The following is a 22,763-nucleotide window of genomic DNA, read 5'->3' as shown; positions in this document are numbered from 1 at the left end:
AAATCTATAAATTTCAATTTATAATAATGAAAAAAAAGTACTTTATGTCGAATTAGAACCCTAAAAATACAGTTAAAATGAATAAGCGCAGATTTTTTGCTACTCTATTACGAATCATTTTCTAATATTAATTATGAAAAAAACACCTCTCATTGGCACCATATCCTAGCCCAGATAGAAGGGGAAATCCTTTTGTTTTTTTCTTAAAAAAGAAAAGATTGTAGCGGATAGCTGGAAAAAGCTCCTGAAAAACATTGTAAATTTGCAACATAGAAAATATTTTTATGATTAAAACTGCTTTAAGTCGCTATATTAATAATTACAGAGGTTTTACAAGAGAGGTCTGGATTCTGACTTTAATTACCTTCATCAATCGAGCTGGGACAATGGTTTTGCCGTTTTTATCCAAGTATTTGAAAGAAGATTTGAATTTTTCCTATGCGCAAGTAGGATGGATTATGGTATGTTTTGGTTTTGGTTCGATGTTAGGCTCTTGGCTCGGCGGAAAATTATCAGATAAAATAGGGTTTTATAAAATCATGGTTTTTAGTTTATTTACCAGCGGATTATTACTTTTTGCGGTTCAATATGTGCGTACTTTTTGGGGGTTATGCTTTGCGATGTTCTTTATTATGACCGTTGCAGATATGTTTCGTCCTGCCATGTTTGTATCATTAGGAACTTATGCAAAATCCGAAAATCGCACCAGAGCATTGACTCTTGTTAGGCTAGCAGTAAATTTAGGATTCACGGCCGGGCCTGCATTGGGTGGGTTGATCATCATGAATTTAGGATACAGCGGATTGTTTTGGGTTGATGGAACTTCCTGTATTGTATCTATTTTAATTTTTACTTTATTGGTAAAAGAACGCAAAAAACCAGCGGATTTGAATGCTACGAATAGCGAAACCGAAATACCAGCTTCGGTTTTTAAAGATAAAATATTTTGGATTTTTCTATTTGTTTGTTTTGTTACAGCCATGCTTTTCTTCCAACTTTTCACCACTTTACCGTTATATCACAATGAAAAATTTGGATTAACTGAATTTCAAAGTGGCCTTTTATTATCCTTAAACGGTTTGTTAATATTCTTTCTTGAAATGCCAATAGTCAGTTTTAGTCAACGAAAAAACATCAATAAAATCAAAATTATTCTCTGGGGTTCCTTATTAATGTCTATTAGTTTTTATGTTTTATTAATCAATATTTGGGCGGGAATGCTTGTGGTGAGTATCTTATTTATCACTTTTGGCGAAATGTTTATTTTTCCATTCTCCAATTCATTTGCATTAAGTAGAGCCCCAAAAGGGCACGAAGGACGCTATATGGCATTATTCACCATGAGTTTTAGTTTGGCTCACATTGCCAGCTCTAAAACTGGACTAGAAATCATTGCAAATTTTGGTTATCAAACCAATTGGTTTGTGATGGGAACTTTAGGAATGCTTTCATTAGCAGGATGTATTTGGTTGCAAAAATTAGTACAGAAAGAGTAAATTAATTTCCAATTTCTATTTTGGGCGTGACTCCATTAGTAAAGGGGGCTAAAAAACAGTAGTGTTATTTAGCCCCTTTTACTAATGCTGTCGGGCTATACGCGCTACTATGGTAGCCAGCTTCTATCCCTCACGCAAACTCTTTTACATTACCTATTTTCAATTGTTTAAAGGTTTTTATTTTTTAAATTATTAATTAATTTTATAATAATCAGCTTACAAACTAATAATTTAGTTAATTAACTAGAAAAATAGTTTACTAACTAAAAATTTAGTTGTAAGTTTGTCCTTCGTCTAAACTCAGAATGACAAAATATAGAACTATGCAAAAATTAACCAACAAAGAAGAAGAAATCATGCACATTATATGGAAGCTCAAAAAAGCTTTCGTCAAAGAAGTAATGGCCGAAATAACTGAAGATCAACCCCATTATAATACGCTGTCTACTATTGTGCGTAATCTTGAAGAAAAAGGTTTTGTTGCTCACAATGCCTTTGGAAATACCCATCAGTATTATCCTATTGTGCCAATTGAAGAGTATAGAAAAAAATTTATGAATACTGCAATTGACAATTATTTTAATAGTTCCTATAAAAACATGGTTTCTTTTTTTGCAAAAGAAGACAAAATTTCTGCTGCCGAATTAAGAGAGATCTTAGCCATGATCGAAAACCAAAAAGAGTAAAATTATACTCTTTTAAATTATTTAAAACTTAATTCCCGTTTTATCATGGAACCATTATTTGTTTATCTTTTTAAATCCAGCGGACTACTTGTCTTATTCTATTTTTCCTATTATTTATTGTTGCGCAAAGAAACTTTTTTCACCACTAATCGTTGGTTTTTAATAGTAGGTTTATGTACTGCTGTTATATTGCCTTTACTTTTTTACACAAAAATTATATTGGTAGAACCAAGTGTAAGAATAATAGATTGGACAAAAATTCCTATTACAACAATTAATGAAACAGCTGTTTTTACAATCAATTGGTATTTAATTTTTGCAATTATATATGGAATTGGATTCTTATTATTGATTCTTAGATTTGCTTTTGAATTTTACAGTTTGAAAAATATTTTTAAAAATAAAACAATTCAAAAGCAAGCCGATTTTAAATTTATTGACACCACAGATAATATTGCTCCATTTTCCTATTTTAATACTATCGTTTACAATTCGTCTTTATACAATCCAACTGAATTAAAGAACATTATAGAGCATGAAAAAATACATTGCGAGCAAAAACATACTGTAGATGTGCTAATTTCGAGACTATTTTGTATCGTTTTTTGGTTCAATCCTTTTATTTGGTTCTACAAAAAAGCAATTCTTCAAAATTTAGAATTCATAGCCGATCATGAGGCTACAAAAAAAATAGCAGACAAAAAAGCCTATCAAATCACACTTTTAAAAATTACAACACAAGAAAATTGTGTTTCCCTTACCAATCATTTTTATCAATCATTAATCAAAAAACGAATTGTTATGTTAAACAAAAATCAATCAAAAAAGAGGAATTCTTGGAAGTATGCCGTTGTAATTCCAGCATTAATTGCCTTTGTAATGCTCTTTCAAATCAAGGTTGTTGCACAAGAGAAAAATAACCCAAAACTAGAAAATCTAAAAACCTCCAATTAATGATGAGCAATTGGAAATACAATTAGAAGCTCAAATTACAGAAAAATCAACCGACTTAGATCTTGATAGAATCATCAATCTATTTAAAACTGAATTAGGGACTGAAGTTAAAATAAAAAAAATAAAACGAAATTCTCAAAATGAGATCACTAGTATAAAAGTTACTGCTACCGATGGTAAAAGCTACAAAACAGTACATGAAATAAATCAAGACAAACCAATTTTGCCTTTTATCATTAAAGTAGTAAAAGATAAAGACAATAAAATTGAGGTTTTTATTTCATCTAGTACCAATTTGACTGATACAAAGGCAAAATTACCTAATTCTAAGAATACAGATAATAATTCCTTGTCACTAAATAGTATCAAAATTAATCGTAAAGAATTATTAATAGTAATCAATAATCAAACTCAGAGTAAAGGAAATGCAATAAATATCCCATTAGATGAAGAAATTGATATTATAAAAACTTTAAATAGAAAAGATGCAATAATAAAATATGGTCTAGCTGGAGAAAACGGTGCTTATGAAATTACAACTAAGGACGAAAATTTTGTTACATCAACAGTCGCTACCACAGCAAAAACTCCTAAAACATTTTCATTTACTCAAAATAAATCGACTACTGATACTCTAAGCATAAAGAGAAATGCTAAATTGAAAACTAACCAACGTGATTTAAATTTAGAAAAAACCGATCCAACTAATTTAAACAACAAACAGGTAAGTAAAACAACCACCAAAATTGTGTATGTTAAGGCAACTTCAAATAAACCATCTGTAGAGGAAGCAGAAATTTATATTAATGGTGTAAAATCTTCAAAATCGGAATTAGATAAGATAAGTCCAAATTCAATAGAAAAAATGGAGGTTATTAAATCTGATGTGGACAAAAAAATTATTAAAATAACTACTAAAAAACAATAAGATATTTTCAATCAAAGACGGTCTCAGCAAGACCGTCTTTTTTTATATCTTTGAAAAAAAAGTATGTACAAAATTTTAGCTCAGATCAATAAACTTATACTTCCTAGTTTTACAAAACAACGATTGGACTTGGCTAAAGCCACAAAATGGCAAATGGCAATTATTGGTTTTCGTTATTATGTAACCACTCGCGCTTTAAATTAATACTTTATTGCGGCAAAAATTTCTTGTTCTTTCACTTTTTCTCTACCGTTTAGAAATGATAATTCCATAATGAAATTACATTGTACAATTTCACCACCTAAGCGTTCAACTAATTCACAAACAGCTTTGATAGTTCCTCCAGTAGCCAGCACATCATCGTGAATCACGACACGATCTCCTTTCTGAATAGCATCGATATGAATTTCGAGAGTATCGGTGCCATATTCTAAATCATAAGTGGCAGAAATTGTTTTATAGGGCAATTTGTTGGGTTTTCTAACAGGAACAAAACCCACATTTAATTCTTGTGCGATTAGCATACCAAATAAAAAACCTCGACTCTCTACACCTATCACCTTATCTATTTTCTTATCTTTTAAAGAAGAAACCAATATTTTAATGCAATTTTTGCTCGCATCGGCGTTAATTAACAGCGGCGTAATGTCTTTAAACAAAATTCCTTCTTTTGGAAAACCTTGAATATCACGTATATAATTTTTTAATGACATATTTTTTTATTTTTTTACTATTTTACTATTGCAAATTACACTTTTATCCCTATATTTGCACCCGCAATCAGGTTATTATAACCACTTGCAAATGGCCTTGTGGCGCAACTGAATAGCGCACTTGATTACGGCTCAAGAGGTTACTGGTTTGAATCCAGTCAAGGTCACAAAACCCCAACAGATGTTGGGGTTTTTTTATGCTTAGTTGTGAAAAATAGCCTAATAATAACTTATTGAACTAATATAAGAAAAAAATAAAATCAGACACAACTATAAGTTTAAGATTTAAGTAATTAAAGCTTATAATTGCATAATATTCAGAAACAATTAAATTGATAAACTGAATTCTGATATCACTCCTATTACTACACTTTAAGGCTATCAATCTTTTAACAAAAAATGAAAATTAAAATTTATAACTTTAATCTGTTCTATTAAGAATCAAAAGTAGCCTTTTAATATTTTTGGATATTAATGTCTATAATAAAGCTTAAATAAGCATTACTACTAAGCTTATAAACCCAACACAGTATATACTTTTTAGAAATTCAAAACGTTAAATAGTATTTGCTTTTATATTAAAAAACAGAAATAATCTTGTGTCTTTTATTTTCTAGTTTCAACAAACCTTATTATTCCATCAATCTGTAAGGCTCTTCACAAGAAATCAAATTTTAAATACAAAAAAAGCATTTCTAAAATTGTAGTAATTCATTTTAATTCATACCTTTATAAAACTCATAAATACCTTTATAACAAATACTTAACCAATTTTAAAGACTATTTAAACAAAAAAAATCCACCTTATTAACTAAAGAATCTTTTCCAGTACATATATTTTACAGCGACTAGAAAATATTTTTATGAGTGTAAAAAACTTTAATTTCAAAAATAAAAAAAATGAAAAGTTTAATAGTATCAATTGTAATGGTTCTAAGTTTGACAGCTTTGGGACAAAATTATCAAACAATAAACTCTGAAAGAATACCAATTGAAGTAGAATTTGCATTTCAAAAACAATTTCCTAATACAACAGCTATTTGGAGCAGTACCTATCAAGGTGATGATCAAGACCAACTGGTATTTATTGGAAAATTTCAAGTAAATGCTGTAAAAAATGCAGCCATGTATTATAAGGATGGACAATTTAAAGCTTTAGAAATAAGTTTAATCAGCAATGAATTACCACGTACAGTCAAAAAATATTTGAAAAAAAATTATCCGAAAATTCCAATAAATGAAGCTTCTAAAACAATCGATTATGATGGTAAAGTTATTTATGAAGTCGGTATAATTAATAATGGTGCTTTCTATGATTTAGTTTTTGATTCAGAGGGCTATTTCTTACAGATGATCCAAAAAGATTAAAGCAAGTCTATTTTACGCAATAAAATTTTCTTATTTTACCAACAAATGAGATAAACCTGCAGTATTTATTTTTTTATACTAAAAATCCTAAAATAAAAATTATGTCGCAAATTGTAAAAATTAGTTCTCTCGAAAAAATAACTCATGATGTACTAAAAGTACAATTTGAAAAACCAAATGAGTACTCTTTTATTCCTGGTCAAGCAGCAGATATATCCTTTAACGAACCGGAATGGAGCGATAAGTTGAGTTGTTTTACATTCACTTCCTTGCCAGAAGAGAACTATTTAGAATTTACTATAAAGACCTATCCTTCTAGAAAAAGAGTCACCAATAAATTTCTTAGTGCAAATGTGGGAGATGAACTCTTATTAAACGATCCTTTTGGAGATATCAAAAGTCATGGTGAAGGTGTTTTTATTGCTGGTGGCGCAGGAATTACCCCTTTTATCGCCATTTTAAAAGTCTTAGAATTGAATGGAGAAATTGGTAATAGTAAATTGATATTTGCTAATAAAACAGCTAAAGATATTATTGCTAAAGATTATTTTGACAAAATATTAGGTAAAAACTTTATAAATGTACTTTCTGATGAATGGGTAGAAGGTTATGAACATGGCTATATAAACAACGAAATAATTAAAAAATACGTTCAAGAGGATACACCAAATTATTATTTATGTGGTCCTCCACCAATGATGGAAAGCGTAATAAAAAGCTTGAACTCTATTGGAATAAAAGAAAGTCAAATTATTAAAGAGTCGTATTAAAACTATTGACAATTCATTAATAATAAATATTGAAAAACTATTTAATGAATTTAAAACTATAGCCTTATTTTCTTTTAAAGTGACTATGAATAAGTATTGCTATCTTTGTGGATTACTAAAAAAATGTCTGATTATTATCTAATTTATCTTTTTAGAACAATACTTAAAAGATTCTTTATTGACATTTAAATCAAAAATAACTTAAAAATGAAAATAAAATCTTTTACACTCTTATTATTAATTCTACTAATTACTGGTTGTACTTCAACAATCAAAACTACTAAAGAATCTACTATCGGAAGCATTACCGAAAAATATTGGAAACTTAAATCAATCGAGGGCAAAGAGGTCGTTTTTAAAGAAAACCAAGAACGTGAAATCTTTATTACACTCAGAATGAATGATAAAACAGTTACTGGATTTGCGGGTTGCAATACACTCTCTGGTCAATATACTTTAGAAGGCAATAATAGAATCAGTTTTAAAAATATAGCGGTAACAATGAAAATTTGTCCAAATGTAGGTAATGATGAAAGTAAACTATTAAAAGTTTTAGAATTAGCTAAAAATTATAGTCTTACAAACGATGTGCTTACTTTAAGTTCTGATAAAAAAGTGTCCTTAGCCGTTTTTGAAGCTGTATACATGTAAACCTACAATTTCGAATTGCTATATAAATTGATGTTTTTTTAAAAATTAAATGTAAAAAGGATTTGAATAAATTTAATTTCTTACGGGATTTACAACTATAACAGTAAATGATTTATAATTTTTAAAAAAAACTAAATTAAAAGTCTATAAGTTATCAATTGGCAACAAATTTGCTAACGTAGTTATATACCTATTCAAAATAATTCTTTTGAAGTTAATCTAGACTTTACTAAGAATTAGGAATGAGAATAGTTTTAATTTCAGTATAACCATCATAAAAACAAAAACATGAATATCTTATTTTTATTTACTACGCTTATTTCTACGTTATTTTCATCCGAAAATCCAGAGTTAATTATCAAAGTTTCCAACATCGAAAAGATAAAAGGAGAAATTAAAATTGGTGTTTTTAACAAAGAGACTAATTTTTTGAAAGAAATTGGAAGTATAAAAAACTACGCTATAAAGGTTAATAAAAGCACCGCATTTATTACTATTACTGATTTGCCAAAGGGAGAATATGCTATTTCTATGTATCATGATGAAAACTCAGACAACGAATGCAATCGTAATTTTATGGGAATTCCGAAAGAAGCGTATGGTTTTTCTAACAATTTTAAACCGAAATTTGGTCCACCAAAATACAAAGATTGCAAGTTTACTTTGTTAGAGAATAAAACTTTAAATATTGAGATGATTAATTAAAAAAGATTATCAATTCACTTTTACAGATATGTTTCCTTTAGAACTTTAAAAAAGTAATATAGGAAACATATTTTTTTAATAAAAAAACTTAATTTTATGAAAGCATCCAAAAAACTAAATTATGAAACAGATCATATCTATAATGTTACTGTTTTCCTTATTAGGCTGTAAAGAAAAAAGTGAAAATTCAATAGTTGCTTCAAAATTATTCTATAATGGAGACATTCTTACCATGGAAGAAGATATTCCAAAATATGTAGAAGCTGTTGTAATTCAAAACGGAAAAATTGTATTTGTAGGAAGTAAATCGGATGCCGAATCTCAGTTTAAAGATTCCAAAAAAATTGATTTAAAAGGTAAGACTTTATTACCGGGTTTTATCGATCCACACAGTCATTTTGGAATGGTTTCTAATACGATGGGACAAGTAGATTTGAATCCAGAACCCGTCGGAAAAATCAAAAATATTGACGATATTCTTAAAAACTTGAAGGAATATAAAGAAAAAAATAAGATTCCAGATGGCGAATGGATTTTTGGTTGGGGTTATGACGATGGCCAATTAACAGAAAAACGACATCCAACCAAGAAAGACATAGACAAAATTTTACCTAATAATCCCGTGTATTTACAACATACAAGTGGACATATGGGGGTCGCAAATTCTTTAGGTTTAAAGGAATTAAATACTTCTTCAAATTCAAAAGATCCTGATGGTGGAACAATTGTTCGATTTCCTAATTCTAATGATCCAACAGGTTTAGTGCAAGAAACGGCTATGTATCCTTTTGTGCGTTTAATGATGGAAAAATTAGATTCAAAACAAGCTGAATTTTTCGATACTACGCAAGATTATTACGCGTCAAACGGAATAACGACAGCACAAGACGGAATGACGAGTCGAGAATCTATTAGATTTTTTCAATCACAAGCCGATGCTGGAAAAATGAAGATCGATTTGATTGCTTTAGCGGGATATTCCGAATTAGATAGTAATTTGACCGACACTTCACTCCTATTCAAAACCTACAAAAAAGGATTTAAAACTCAAGGAACAAAAATCGTTGCTGATGGTTCTCCACAAGGAAAAACGGCTTTTTTTAGCAAACCTTTTTTAACCGATGTTCCAGGTTGCCACCACGATTGTAGAGGTTTACCGAGTTTATCACAGGAAGCCATCAACAAATTGTTCGAAACAGCTTACGCCAAAGACAATCAATTATTTATTCATTGTAATGGTGATGCTTCGATTGATATGGTTTTATTAGCGCACAAATTGGCTTGCGAAAAACTAAATCAACCTTTAAATAAAGACCGAAGAACTATTGTAATTCATTCGCAATTTGTGCGTCCGGAACAATTAGATACATTTGTAAAATACAATATGGAACCTTCATTTTTTACGAATCACGCTTATTTTTGGGGTGATATTCACGTACAAAATTTAGGAAAAGAACGTGCCGATTTTTTAAGTCCGATGGTTTCGGCAAAAAATTTAGGTTTAAAACCAACCAATCATTCGGATGCTACGGTTACTCCTATTGATCCAATTTTCACCATTTGGACCGCTGTGAATCGTGTTTCTCGTTCGGGTGCAATTATCGGTCAAGCCGAAAGAACAACTCCTTATCTAGCAATACAAGCGATTACTTCTTTCGCCGCTTACGAATTTTTCGATGAAAATTTAAAAGGAAATTTAACCGTAGGAAAATTAGCTGATTTTGTGATTTTAGACAAAAATCCATTAAAAGTAAAACCGATGGAAATCAAGAACATCAAAGTAGTAGAAACGATTAAAGAAGGAAAATCAATTTATAAAAAATAAAATTATTACAATAAAAAGACCCAGAGGTCACAATTAACAATTTAAAATAAATACAATAATGGATATCACAAAACATTTTGACTTAAAAGGAAAAACAGCAATAGTAACAGGCGGAGCGGGCGGAATAGGAAAAGCATGCTGCGAAATACTAGCTGCTTATGGCGCGAAAGTTGTGGTTTCAGATTATAATTTGGAAGCTGCTCAGGAAACATCAAAAGCAATAAATGATAATGGCGGAACATCAATAGCAATTGACTGTAATATACTTGATGACAATGCTTTAATCAACTTAGTAGATAAAACTATTGAAAAGTTTGGCAGCATAGAAATATTGGTAAATAATGTTGGTGGCGGTGGAGCAGGAAAAGAAAGTCCTTACGATATTGAGGTAGCACAATTTAAAAAAGTGTTCGATATGAACGTTTTTAGTATGTGGCGTCTTTGTCAATTAGTTGCACCACATATGAAAAAAGCGGGTTACGGTAGTATTATTAATATGTCTTCCATGGCTTCTATCAATAAAAGTCCAGCAATAAGTGCCTATGCATCATCAAAAGCAGCAATAAACCACATGACACGTAACCTAGCTTTCGATTATGGACCAGACAATATTAGAATAAACGCAATTGGACCTGGAGCAACAAGAACCCACGCTTTAAGTACTGTATTAACGCCAGATTTGGAAAAAGCTATGTTGAAACACACACCTATCCACAGATTGGGTGAAGCAGAAGACATCGCTGGTGCAGTTCTTTATTTTGCAGCGCCAATTTCAAGCTGGACAAGTGGTCAAGTTATTTTCATCAATGGTGGTGGCGAGCAAACTTTAGATATGTAAATTTTAAAATTCAGGACGTAATACAAATAACCTATTTTTCTACAAAATTAGATTTTGTTTTTACGTCTTTTCTTTTAATGATTTCTAACATTATTTCAGTTATTAATTTGAGCCTACTAGATAATTTTATTCGCCATTAGGCTTTATTTTATAGTACATTGTTGTCTAAAACATTAGGTATTACTTTTATGGATAAAATCTACAACAATCGTTGGTTTCTGTTACTCTTTATTTCTATAACTTGGGGAAGTTCCTTTATTTTGATTAAAAAATCATTATTAGTTTTCTCACCTTATGAAATTGGTGCAATTCGAGTAGTTGGTTCCGGATTAATTTTAGCTGCAATAGGTATTCCTGCACTTTTACGAATGAGAAGAAGTACTTTATTATGGGTAATTATCGCTGGATTTTTTGGGAATTTTGTACCAATGTTTTTATTTCCAATAGCTCAAACCCAAGTTAGTAGTTCTTTAGCAGGAATTTTAGATTCCTTAGTTCCTATATTTATTTTGGCTTTTGGATTTCTATTTTTTGGAATTAAAAGCAAGTTAACGCAAGTAATTGGTGCTATAATCGGATTTATTGGAGCTGCAAGTTTAATCTTTTTTTCTGAAGGAAATTCTGAAAATTCTCAGTTTGGTTATGCAATGTTGATTGTTTTAGGAGGCGCTTCTTACGCAGTAAATTCGCTAATTGTAAAAGAAAAATTACCTGAATTAGATGCAATAAAATTAACCGCAGCTGTTTATAGCTTTTGGGCAATTCCATCTGCAATAATATTGTATTTCACTGGAATGATTCAAAATTTTGAAATGCACCCAAATTACATAGAACCTATAATTTACATGTCTTTTTTAACCATCTTTGGAACAGCGATTGCAATGCTTCTGTATTTTAAATTGATTCAAAATACCTCTGCCGTTTTTGCAAGTATTTCGAGTTATCTTTTGCCAGTTGTAGCCATAATTTGGGGAATTTTAGATGGTGAAGAATTTAATTTTTGGTACATTTTGGGTGGTGTATTAATCTTAATCGGAATTTATTTAATTCGAGAAAAAAAGACGGCTCCAATTAGTATTCCCGCTTAAAAACAGTATTATGAATTGGATATTAATCATACAATCGGCTTATTTACTATTGACTTTTTTAGTGATTTTGAGAGTACTTTACGATACACGAAGTAGCACAAAAGCATTGGCTTATATTCTCTTTATAATTTTTGTTCCAGTATTGGGAATGATCTTTTATTTTTCTTTTGGAATTAATTATCGCAAGAGAAAACTATACACCAAAAAAATTGTAGAAGATGAACCAATGCGACTAGAAATTCGGAACAAAATGAATAAACAGTCTGATTCTATACGAGATTCGGGTTTAATTCAGGAAAAATATTTAACACTAACAGAATTTATTCGCCGTTCCGGCAGTAGTCCCATAACAGCAAATAATGAAGTAAAATTACTTATTAATGGAGAAGAAAAATTCCCAGAATTAGTTAATGCTTTAGAAAACGCAAAGTCACACATTCATATTGAATATTATATTTATGAAAATGATGTTACTGGAAATCAAATAGCCGAAATCCTTATTAAAAAGGCAAAAGAAGGTCTAGAAGTTCGATTTCTATATGATGATTTTGGAAGTCATGGTTTGGGTAAAAATTTTATACAAAATCTAAATCAAGCTGGAGTTGCTACAGCACCTTTCTACAAAATAAAATGGTATGCATTAGCTAGTCGCATCAACTATAGAAATCATAGAAAAATTGTAATTATTGATGGAAATGTTGGTTTTGTTGGCGGTATTAATATGAGTGATAAGTATCGAAATGATTTAGAAAATAAGAATAATTTATACTGGCGAGACACTCATTTAATGATTAAGGGACAAGCTACCTCCTATTTACAATATCTTTTTGTGTGCGATTGGAATTTTTGTAGCAACAAAAAATTAACGTACAGTAATAGCTATTTTCCTGAAATTCCACAAAATAATACTATTGAAAATGATGTGGTTCAAATAGCGGCTTCTGGACCTGATAGTGGTCAACCGCTAATATTTTATTCGCTATTAGAAGCCATTAGTTGTGCCAAAAGAAGTATTTACATTACAAGTCCTTATTTTATTCCGGGCGAAAGTTTGATGGATGCTTTAATTATCGCCATTCAAAGCGGTCTGGATGTAAAGGTTTTGATTCCTGGAATTTCCGATTCTAAAATGGTCAATACAGCTGCAAGTTCTTATTATACAGAATTAATTGAATATGGTGCGAAAATTTACAAATACAACAAAGGTTTTGTTCACGCAAAAACTATGGTAATTGATGATGATTTGGCTATTATTGGTTCGGCAAATATGGATTATCGCAGTTTTGATTTGAACTTTGAAGTCAATGCAATGATTTATAGTAAGAATATAGCGAAGCAACTTAAAGAAGCTTTTGAAAATGATTTAAAAGAATCTGCACAAATTGACGCTATTTCTTGGCTTAACCGTCCAAAACGCATTCATTTATGGGAAAAAATAGTTCGTTTGATTTCTCCCTTTTTATAAATGTAATTGCAATACTTAAATCCAACTTTCGCTTACGATACTTCCTTTTTCCTCGTCCTTAATAACATTTACTGAGCGCGGAATTCGTTCTTGCAATTCGCCTACATGCGAAATAATCCCCACAATTCGATTCTCTTTATACAAGGACTGTAAGGTTTCAAAAACAATTGATATACTTTCAGGATCTTGTGTACCAAACCCTTCATCTATAAAAAAGAAATTTTTATCATTTTTATTCAATGATTGAACGCTTTCTGCCAATGCCAATGCTAAACATAAGGAAGCTTGAAAACCCTGACCTCCCGAGAGCGTCTTTACACTTCTAGAAGCTCCATCGTTTAGATAATCAATCACTTCAAATTCATTAGAACTATTAATCGTTAAACTCAATTGATTTTTAGTCATTCGATGAAAGCGAACATTAGCAACATCCGCTAAATTTTGCAAATAAATACTCGACACATAGTTTACAAAACCACTTGCGTTGAACATATTAGCTAAAATTCCTAAATTAGTAAAGCGTGCATTTAAAACTTCAGATTGGTTTAATAATTCTGCTTTTTCTACAAATGCGGCATTCATTCGCTGTAAGTTATCTTGCAAAGTAGAAACTTTCCCCAATTGGGTTTCATATTTTAATTGAACTGCAGCAACCAGCGCCGTTTTTTCCTCTAGAAGTTTACTATCGAATGTTTTACCTATTAACAGTTTCTCCGCTTCCGAAACAGAATTTATTGAAGTTTGCAAATTCACCGCAAAAAGTTTTACTTTCTCTTTTTCAGCTTCTAAGTTCCAATTTTTAATAAGTATGGTTCTCACTTCTTCAACAGAAGAAAAATGATGCTCTTGAAGTAATTCACTAATGATTTTTTGGGTTTCTAGCAAAGCCTTCTCACTATCAACAACTTGTAATTGAATAGTTTTTAAAACTGCAGTTAAAGCTGATAACTCTAGATTTTCCTTGTTAATAGCATCGTTTATAAACTTATAATCTTCTGCTGTTTTTAAATTTTTATTGAATAATTCTATTTTTTCAGCTTGAATTGAAGCTAGTGTAATCGCTTCATAATCAATAAGTGATAGCACTTTTAATTTTGATAACTCATTTTCAATTGCACCGCTTTTAGAAGCTTTTTTTGTTTCTAATTCGTTTTTGGTACTGTTATGATTTTTTAGTGCCAAAGCAATAGTTTCTTGCTCCTTGCGAAATTCTTTTTCGTTTACTTCTAAAGCAATTATCTCCTTTTCTAAAAGTTGCTGTTCTGCTTTTTTTGCTTCAAAAAGCTGTGAATCTTTTGGATCAAAATCGCTCCATATGAATTTTGAAAAGTGAGTTTTTTGCTGATTTTCTATGCTTATACTTTCCCTCTCAATTCCTTTTAATTGCTCTTGAAAATGATTTATTTCGAATTCTAATTTTTCACATGCTCCCTTTTTCAAAATGATTTTCGCTTCTTTATCCGCTAAATCAGTAATTGTATTTGAAATAATTTCTAATTGATTAGACACATCTTCTCCTTGCATCAAATGCGGATGCTCTTGTGAGCCACAAAGCGGACAATTTTCACCATCATGTAAATTTTCTGCAAACTGCACTAACTCTTTCGAAACTAAAAGTTTTGTTTTTGTTTCAATCGCTATTTCCTTTTCGGAAGAAAGCGTCTCTAAATTTGTTTTTAAAATAGTTTTCCAGTTTTCAAAAGGTACTTCTAAAAGTTGAAAAGCAGCTATTTTTGAATTTAATTCCTTTTGTATTGTGACTTGCTTTTTATAATTCTCTTCAAAATTATTCTTAAGATTTAGCTCTTGTTGGTACCAAGTTCCTAACTCTAATAAGAAAGAAGCGTCCAATCGCTTTTTTTTGGAATCTACCAATTGATTATGAATAGAGTCTAATTTTGCTACTAAATCCTTTTCTTTTTTCTCACTTTCTAAAAATAGCCCTTCTGCTGCCTTTATTTTTTCGTCAATAACAGCAACTTCTGCATTTGCAATTCTGATTTTTTCTATCGATTCTAAATCAGAAAATTTGCTCTTAGAATTATCGAGTTTGTCAAAATCAGGCTGTAATATTTCTAAAGTAGCTTTACTTTTTAAATTACTCTCCGCTACTACTTTCTTCTGATTTTCAGTCGAAAGCAGGTTTTCCTTCGCTTTTTCTAAAGCCGTTTTCTCTGTTTTTAGCTTTATTAAATTCGCTTTGAAATTTCGTTCTGTTTTTTCGAATAAATCTATTTCTAATTGTAGCGCATCAATCGCAACTTTTTCAAGATTCAGCTTAGAAAGAATCTCTTTCTTTTTTTCTAAATCCTCAAAATTCGCTTTCAAAACAGCAAGTTCTTTCACTTCTTTTTCAGCTAAAATCAACGTTGTTTTATCCTCTTGTAATTCAGCAGTGGCGCTTATAACTTCGTTTTGTAAAGTTGTAATGGCTTCGGTAGAAATCGCTTCAAAGCCAGATAATTCTCCTCTTAAAAAGTCTAATTTACTTGATGTTTCTTTTTGCAAAGCCGAAACTTTATAAGTCAAATCAAAACGCTCTAAATGAAAAATTTCCTTCATCATATCCGAACGTTCTTTTCCTTTCAGGCCTAAAAATTCATTAAATTTCCCTTGTGGAATTATAATAGTTCTTCTAAAATTTTCATAAGTAAGTCCAATTATTGTTGTCGCATCCGCAGAATTCAACGGAATCCATTGTTCGTCTTTCCATTCATAAGCCAATCGTTCTATAGAAGTTGTCTCCTCAAATCGTTTTTTTCGCTTCCAATCAGCTACAAATTTGAATTTTCGCTCTTGATAATTCAAAAATTCGAATTCAATATTGGCACGATCTGATTTAAGATTGAGCATATTATAGGCTCTTTTATCGGTTTTATTCAAACGATCCGTTTCGCCATACAAAACAAAACCAATAGCTTCTAAAACGGAAGATTTTCCAGAACCTACTGCTCCAAAGATCCCGAATAAACCAGCATTGGTCAACTCTTCAAAATCAATAGTTTGTTTTTTTTGATAAGAATACAAACCAGTAATACTTAATTTTAATGGTAACATAAGACCTTTTTTTATTCGTTTTTTGCTTGACTTCCTACAATTTCATTGAACAAATCCAATACTTCTTCGTTAGGATCTTGCTTGTATTTGGACTTAAAAAAATCAGTAAATAATCCCTGAATATCTTGCTCTAAATTTACTTTTGGTATTTGTAAATCCTGATTCGAATCCTTTTTAACCACTGGAATAATATAAATAATTCCGTCATGACTTTCGTGAATTCTTTTCAAATCTTGCGTTGTAAAAAAAATATCGCTTACAAGTGTCAATTCGATTAAACAATACGGATTTGCTAACAACCATTCTACCGCATCATCAATAGATTCAAAACGTTTTCTATGTAAAACACGTCCAGATTTTAGCGGAATAGCGGTAAATTTCACCGCTTTATTTGGCTCTACGTCAATTAGTACGACTTTTTTATCTTGACCTGCTTCCGAAAAACTATACGATAAAGGACTGCTAGAATACACAACAGGACTGGAATGGCCGCCTACGTTTTGAAAGCGATGCAAATGGCCTAGAGCGGTATATTGCATTTGTTCTGGAATGCAATCGGTGTAAACAATATCAGCATTACCAATTCGCAACGGTTTTTCGCCATCTGGTTCCTCTAGGATTTCACCGCCACGTTTTAACATATACAAATGAGTAGTCAAGATATTTACGCCTTTGTTGTCGCAGTATTTATTTGCTAACATCGCCCAAGAATCTTGCAACAAATCATTCAATTGTTGCTCTTTATTATCTGCTCCAAGATAGGTTTTTAAACGCATTTCATTTGCATAAGGAGTGGTAATTACACGAATGGGATAATCAAATTGAGGCAATTTTATTTCTATAAAACCATTTTCTGACTGCGTAATTTCAAAACCATTTTCAATTTTTATCCTAGGAATGGTAACATCGGGGTTTCCTACAAATAGGATTCCGCATTCACGTGCTAAAGGATTAGGAGAGTCAATTCGATCTGGACTATCGTGATTTCCAGCAATTGCAATTACAGGGCGCTTGCCATTATTGGTCAATCTTTTTAAGGTTTTATATAGTAAATCAACTGCTTCTACAGGAGGATTAAACGTGTCAAACAAATCGCCTGCCACGATAACTACGTCTGCAAGTTGATCTTCTGCAACTTCACAAATTTCATTCATCACCTTTTTTTGTTCTTCCAAACGGGAAAAATGATCTAGTTTTTTCCCTAAATGCCAGTCGGCAGTATGCAGTATTTTCATTATCTATAGTGTTGTGTATGGACTACTTATCTTCTTTCTAAGCAATTATTTTTTGCTATAGCAATATCCTAATAATAATCTTGAAAAAAGCATTATTGAATAAAATTAATTGGTGAAAATTCCTTTAAAATTAAACTCGATATGACAATTTTAAATAGATATTTTTCTATAAAATAATCATTTAAATGAAATTGATTTTATAGATTTTTTATTTCGGAAAATAAACTTAAAAAATGGAACACAGATTACACAGTTTATATGTATAAAAAAAGGATTTTATTGATTTAAATATTTGATAATCTAATTCAATTCTCGCTATAATTATGGCATTCCTAAAAGAAATAGAATAACGGTTTTTATAAATAGCTCAAAATGAAATTATAACTTTTAATTTCAGCAAAATAAAACAAGTTTAAATATTTATAAATCAGTATTTTAAATAATCATACCTTATAATTAAATTTAAACTGAAATGAAATTTTATTATATTCTAAACTCACTGTTTTTTCATTATTTTAAAAACAATTATAAAAGAATATCTAACACTAATTTAAATTAAAACACATATAAGTTTACGAATTAAATTATCGCAATAATTTTTCTATTTTATAAAAAAAAGTTATCTCAATTTAGATTTCATAGAGCTTTTTAGATAAATTTAGATTCTATTGAATGGCAATTATAAGCAATAATTAGTTTTTTAAAACTGATATTATTTGCTAAAGATTCCTTTTTTTTACATTCCATTTATCTTAGTTACAGTGATTGCTTTTTGTATTACTAATGTGGGTAATTGTTCCTTTAAAAAGAGTATTTACAAGCTTTTAGCCAAAAACACAACCGCTTAATAATGAATAACATTAAGCATAAATAAGAAATAGAAACTTTAATACTTTAGTGTTTCAAAATTAACTTTCTCTGCTTTTGCTTGGGATTTACGTGGATATCACGACAATATTTCGTTTTTTTGCAATTAGACATAAAATAATGAGAAATACGATTAGGCTTTTCGCTCTTGGAGCAATTTTGCTATTAACACAAAATGGATTTGCACAGAATGTTAAGAAGCTAGATTCAACAAAAACAGAAAAAGACACAGTGCATCTTAGCAAGATCATCATCAATCAAGCTGATTTTAGAAAACAAGTCATGCAAGTCGATTTAAAAATGGCTCCTGTAAACTCAGCACAAGATTTATTGCGCAAAGTTCCAGGACTATTTATTGCTCAGCACGCTGGCGGTGGTAAAGCCGAACAAATATTCTTGCGTGGTTTTGACAATGATCACGGTACTGATGTTAGTGTAACAGCCGATGGTATTCCGGTAAATATGGTATCGCATGCACACGGACAAGGTTATGCTGATTTGCATTTTCTGATTCCAGAGACGATCAAGGATATTGATTTTGGAAAAGGCGCTTATTACGCGGACAAAGGTGATTTTAACACCTCAGGTTATGTGAATTTCAGCACCTTCGACAAGTTAGAAAACAACATTTTCAAGTTAGAAGGTGGATCTTTCAACACGATGCGTGCTGTAACGATGATTAACTTATTAAATAGAGATATTAAAGACAAAAATTTTTATGTGGCGAGTGAATTTAATTATTCCGATGGTCCATTTGCTGTAAAGCAGAATTTTAATCGCATTAATATATTGACAAAATACAGTCAATGGATAGACAGTAAACAATATATATCTATTTTAGGTTCTACGTTTAGTTCGGGTTGGAACGCATCAGGACAAATTCCAGAACGCGCTGTATCCCAAGGAATAATTGACCGTTGGGGTTATATTGATCCTACAGAAGGCGGAAGTACATCAAGAACAAATGTTGCTGTAAACTATAGAAACCTTATCAATGAAAATGAAGAGTTTTCTAGCAATTTATTCTATTCTAGATACAAATTTAATCTGTTTTCTAATTTCACCTTTTTCTTGAATGATCCAGTTTATGGTGATGAAATTGAGCAAACTGACAATCGTAGTATTTACGGTTTCGATAATAAATACATTCGTCGTTTTGATTTAGAAAATAGCAAAATAACATGGACATCAGGTGCTGGTTTGCGTCTTGATGATATTTATGATTTGCAATTGAGTCATGTATTTTACCGTGATTTATTGTTGAATAGACTCTCTGACGTATCCGCTACAGAAATTAATGTACATGCTTATACTACTATGGATTGGAGAATTGGAAAATGGACCATTAACCCAGCAGTACGTGTGGATCATTTTGTTTTTAATTTGCATGATCGTCTGAATAGTCTACCTGCAGGACAAGATGCCTCTGCAACAAGAATAAGTCCAAAATTGAACATTTCCTATACTCAAAACAGCAATTTGCAATGGTATTTGAAATCAGGAATGGGTTTCCACTCTAACGATGTACGAGTAGTTGTAGAACAAAATGGAAAAGACATCTTACCCTACTCTATTGGTAGTGATTTAGGTGTAATTATTCGTCCTACAAAAAACATGATTATCCAGCCAGCAGTATGGTATATGTTTTTGAAACAAGAATTTGTGTACGTAGGTGATGAAGCGGTTGTTGAACCATCAGGAAAAACCCGTCGTTTAGGCGCTGATCTTAGTATTCGTTACCAACCTATATCATGGTTGTATTTAGATGGTGACATTAATTATGCTAATGCTCGTGCGATTGATGCACCAAAAGGAGAAAATTACATCCCGTTAGTTCCTGCATTTACCAGTACAGGTGGCGTTGCAGTAAAACTTCCATCAGGTTTCTCAGCTAATTTGAGATACCGTTATATGGACGCCAAACCAGCAACAGAAGACAATTCAGTAAAAACTAGAGGTTATTTTGTAAATGATCTTGTTTTGGCTTACGGAAAAAAAAGTTGGGAAGTCAATTTGCAAGTATTAAATTTGCTGGATACAAAATGGAATGAAGCACAATTTGAAACTGAAACAAGACTTAAAAATGAGTCTAGTTCCGTATCTGAATTATGTTATACTCCTGGAACACCATTTGCCGTAAAAGCAGGAATTAGTTATAAATTTTAAAAATAAAAATCGCGTGAGAAATTTTTTAAACATAAAAAAAACAATAATCACAGGAATTCTGTTTATGTTGTTTGTTAGTTCTTATGCACAATTAAGTCCTCCAGGATTAGGAAAAGGGAATAATGCCTCTTGGTTTGCTTTTGGAATCAAGCAAGCATTAGACACGGTTCATAAAAAAGAATCAACTACTTATATAGGTATTGGTAGAAAAAGCACGCCAGACGATAATAATCCTTTTAATAAAATGGGAATATTAGTATTGAATCAGGAATTCTCTAATCGCTATGCCAAACACTGGCAATATTCGTATGCGTTGAGTTACAGACGACAAAATGAATATGAATCTAGCGCTCCTTATGAAGTTGCTGATCCTGCCATAAAACAAGAATTCAGAATTTACGGCCGTTATTCCTATTTGACAGGAAATAGCACTATTAAATGGAAAAATACCTTTCGCCAAGAATATAGAAAATTTTTTAATCCTGATTTCACAAAAAGTAATGAAGATTATCAATTTCGTACTCGCTTTAAAACTCAAATAAATATTGATTTAGGAACTCAAAAAGTACATCATTTAATTGGTAGTGCTGAAGCCCTTTTTGCAACAAGTAAAAAATACAAACCTACTAGCGAGTGGACTAAATTTGAATATAAGGATAGTAGATTTGGACTTTATTATCAGTTAACACCTCACGAAATTCCTTTTACATTTGATTTTGGTTATGGTTACAATTTAATTGGTAAAGGCAGTAAAATATCTGGAGTAAATTATATCGCTATAGATGTGATTTGGAATAATCCTTTTGGGAAAACACTATAAATTTTATAACACTTTTAGCATCGGGCTATTTGGCAATCTGTAATCGATATTCAGATGGCGAATAGCCCGTTACTTTTTTAAATAAGCGCGAAAATAAGAAGGAGATTGATAATTTAACTCCAAAGCGATACCTGCTACATCTCGAGAATGATCTTGTAACAATAATTGCCTGTTCCATATAATAATCTCGTTGATCCACTTTTTTGTGGTTTGCCAGTAGGATCTTTAACACATTTATTCAAAAGTTATCGGATATTTTCAATTGATTCGAGTAATACGAAATGGTTTTATGATTTACAGTGTGTTTTTGAACCAATTCTCTAAAATGAAAAGAAATATAACGAGCTCGTGACAACACTTCATTTACTTTATTTTATAATCGAATAATTTTCAATAAAATAGCTTGAAATAAGGCAACACAAATTTCCATAATGCGGTAGCCGGTCAATAATTCCTCCTTTAGTAGTATGAAGGCACGTACAATCCAATCAAAACTTACGGCATTCAAAATTAAAAATGGCGAGGTATAGAAAAAACTCAAATCATTTTTATTCAAAGCAATATCAGTAATAATTTCGTTTTTATAGACTACAAAAAAACCTTCCACATCAGCCGATAATTCTAAGGTTGCGGTAAAATTTCCTTTTTTAATATTCAGTGATTCATTAGCGTTTATTTCAAAAACTGAGGTTTCTAGTTGTTGCTTTACAAAACCTTTAGTTACAAAAATCAAAAAATTAAAAGAGGTTCTGTAAAGTTTAACCGGAATGACAATACTTTTTAGATAATTTTAAATTCAGTACACCTGAAGTTTAGATTCATTAAAATGATCATTTGTAGAAACTGTTGGTAGAAATAATTTCTTGTATTCGTAATTACTGATCAGTTTTATAGATTGTTTCATTTACAAAATAAAGTTATAAAATTTAGCAACTGTCACTAAGTATGGGAGGTTAAATATACGGCAATACTTTTAATTATTTATAATGTAACATTCTAAATCAATTATAAAAAACTTATAGATTTATTTTTTTATTTGACATCATAAAATACTTTATATTGATATCTTGTAATTTGAATTTTATTACAAGATTTTTTCACAATAATCAAAATTCAATAAAACAACTATTT

General features: G+C 30.7%; 19 protein-coding genes and 1 tRNA gene. 16 read left to right on the top strand and 4 right to left on the bottom strand.

What is annotated here, in order from left to right:
- The first annotated feature begins 284 nt into the window (after window positions 1-284).
- The 5 genes from J3S90_RS10040 to J3S90_RS10020 all read left to right on the top strand — a co-directional run bounded on the left by J3S90_RS10040 (window position 285) and on the right by J3S90_RS10020 (window position 4,268).
- Window positions 285-1,496: an MDR family MFS transporter gene (locus J3S90_RS10040; protein WP_210646089.1), complete on the top strand. Its 1,212-nt coding sequence runs from the start codon at window positions 285-287 to the stop codon at window positions 1,494-1,496.
- Between the two features lie 323 nt (window positions 1,497-1,819).
- On the top strand, window positions 1,820-2,182 hold the full coding sequence (locus tag J3S90_RS10035) for a BlaI/MecI/CopY family transcriptional regulator (protein WP_188050706.1): 363 nt from the start codon (window positions 1,820-1,822) through the stop codon (window positions 2,180-2,182).
- Between the two features lie 45 nt (window positions 2,183-2,227).
- Window positions 2,228-3,136, top strand: a complete 909-nt coding sequence (locus J3S90_RS10030; RefSeq protein WP_210646088.1) for a M56 family metallopeptidase — start codon at window positions 2,228-2,230, stop codon at window positions 3,134-3,136.
- A 10-nt stretch (window positions 3,137-3,146) separates the two neighbouring features.
- Entirely contained in the window at window positions 3,147-4,064 is a 918-nt protein-coding gene (locus J3S90_RS10025) for a hypothetical protein (protein WP_210646087.1), read from the top strand.
- A gap of 63 nt (window positions 4,065-4,127) precedes the next feature.
- Complete coding sequence (locus J3S90_RS10020) at window positions 4,128-4,268, top strand: SsrA-binding protein (RefSeq protein WP_210646086.1); 141 nt, start codon at window positions 4,128-4,130, stop codon at window positions 4,266-4,268.
- Here J3S90_RS10020 and J3S90_RS10015 read toward each other — a convergent pair.
- Entirely contained in the window at window positions 4,265-4,777 is a 513-nt protein-coding gene (locus J3S90_RS10015) for an adenine phosphoribosyltransferase (RefSeq protein ID WP_210646085.1), read from the bottom strand. The genes J3S90_RS10020 and J3S90_RS10015 overlap by 4 nt on opposite strands.
- Before the next feature lie 93 nt (window positions 4,778-4,870).
- Between J3S90_RS10015 and J3S90_RS10010 the strand changes: the two genes are divergently transcribed.
- The 9 genes from J3S90_RS10010 (at window position 4,871) to cls (ending at window position 13,487) form a co-directional block, all read left to right on the top strand.
- A tRNA-Arg gene (locus tag J3S90_RS10010) sits at window positions 4,871-4,944 on the top strand.
- A gap of 733 nt (window positions 4,945-5,677) precedes the next feature.
- Window positions 5,678-6,145 (top strand): PepSY-like domain-containing protein, encoded by a 468-nt coding sequence (locus J3S90_RS10005; protein WP_188050719.1) that lies wholly within the window; start codon window positions 5,678-5,680, stop codon window positions 6,143-6,145.
- 101 nt (window positions 6,146-6,246) lie between these two features.
- On the top strand, window positions 6,247-6,915 hold the full coding sequence (locus J3S90_RS10000; RefSeq protein ID WP_236023927.1) for a ferredoxin reductase domain-containing protein: 669 nt from the start codon (window positions 6,247-6,249) through the stop codon (window positions 6,913-6,915).
- A 207-nt stretch (window positions 6,916-7,122) separates the two neighbouring features.
- Window positions 7,123-7,566, top strand: a complete 444-nt coding sequence (locus J3S90_RS09995) for an META domain-containing protein (RefSeq protein WP_188050721.1) — start codon at window positions 7,123-7,125, stop codon at window positions 7,564-7,566.
- A gap of 288 nt (window positions 7,567-7,854) precedes the next feature.
- Window positions 7,855-8,271 (top strand): DUF2141 domain-containing protein, encoded by a 417-nt coding sequence (locus J3S90_RS09990; RefSeq protein WP_210646084.1) that lies wholly within the window; start codon window positions 7,855-7,857, stop codon window positions 8,269-8,271.
- Between the two features lie 121 nt (window positions 8,272-8,392).
- A complete protein-coding gene (locus J3S90_RS09985; RefSeq protein ID WP_210646083.1) occupies window positions 8,393-10,096 on the top strand; it encodes an amidohydrolase in 1,704 nt (567 codons plus the stop codon).
- A gap of 58 nt (window positions 10,097-10,154) precedes the next feature.
- Window positions 10,155-10,934 carry a glucose 1-dehydrogenase gene (locus J3S90_RS09980; RefSeq protein ID WP_210646082.1) on the top strand — a complete coding sequence of 260 codons (780 nt, stop codon included), beginning with the start codon at window positions 10,155-10,157 and terminating at the stop codon, window positions 10,932-10,934.
- A 161-nt stretch (window positions 10,935-11,095) separates the two neighbouring features.
- Window positions 11,096-12,022: a DMT family transporter gene (locus J3S90_RS09975; RefSeq protein ID WP_236023926.1), complete on the top strand. Its 927-nt coding sequence runs from the start codon at window positions 11,096-11,098 to the stop codon at window positions 12,020-12,022.
- A gap of 10 nt (window positions 12,023-12,032) precedes the next feature.
- The gene (gene cls / locus J3S90_RS09970) at window positions 12,033-13,487 is read left to right on the top strand and encodes a cardiolipin synthase (RefSeq protein WP_210646081.1); all 1,455 of its coding nucleotides are present in this window, start codon (window positions 12,033-12,035) and stop codon (window positions 13,485-13,487) included.
- A gap of 15 nt (window positions 13,488-13,502) precedes the next feature.
- On the opposite strand, the gene J3S90_RS09965 is transcribed toward cls, so the two are convergent.
- Together J3S90_RS09965 and J3S90_RS09960 are read right to left on the bottom strand one after the other, a co-directional pair.
- Complete coding sequence (locus J3S90_RS09965; RefSeq protein ID WP_210646080.1) at window positions 13,503-16,544, bottom strand: SbcC/MukB-like Walker B domain-containing protein; 3,042 nt, start codon at window positions 16,542-16,544, stop codon at window positions 13,503-13,505.
- Window positions 16,545-16,555: 11 nt separating this feature from the next.
- Window positions 16,556-17,779, bottom strand: coding sequence for a metallophosphoesterase family protein (locus tag J3S90_RS09960; protein WP_210646079.1), 1,224 nt, complete (start codon window positions 17,777-17,779; stop codon window positions 16,556-16,558).
- 987 nt (window positions 17,780-18,766) lie between these two features.
- Here J3S90_RS09960 and J3S90_RS09955 point away from each other — a divergent pair.
- Both J3S90_RS09955 and J3S90_RS09950 read left to right on the top strand, forming a co-directional pair.
- Window positions 18,767-20,812: a TonB-dependent receptor gene (locus J3S90_RS09955; protein WP_210646078.1), complete on the top strand. Its 2,046-nt coding sequence runs from the start codon at window positions 18,767-18,769 to the stop codon at window positions 20,810-20,812.
- Between the two features lie 13 nt (window positions 20,813-20,825).
- Window positions 20,826-21,632, top strand: coding sequence for a DUF2490 domain-containing protein (locus J3S90_RS09950; RefSeq protein WP_210646077.1), 807 nt, complete (start codon window positions 20,826-20,828; stop codon window positions 21,630-21,632).
- A 373-nt stretch (window positions 21,633-22,005) separates the two neighbouring features.
- On the opposite strand, the gene J3S90_RS15955 is transcribed toward J3S90_RS09950, so the two are convergent.
- Window positions 22,006-22,365, bottom strand: coding sequence for a hypothetical protein (locus J3S90_RS15955; protein ID WP_236023925.1), 360 nt, complete (start codon window positions 22,363-22,365; stop codon window positions 22,006-22,008).
- Window positions 22,366-22,763: the final 398 nt, after the last annotated feature.

Origin of the sequence: Flavobacterium flabelliforme (genome assembly GCF_017948675.1) — a bacterium.
GTDB classification, from domain to species: Bacteria; Bacteroidota; Bacteroidia; order Flavobacteriales; family Flavobacteriaceae; genus Flavobacterium; species Flavobacterium pygoscelis.
This window is presented reverse-complemented; position numbering and strand designations above follow the sequence as displayed.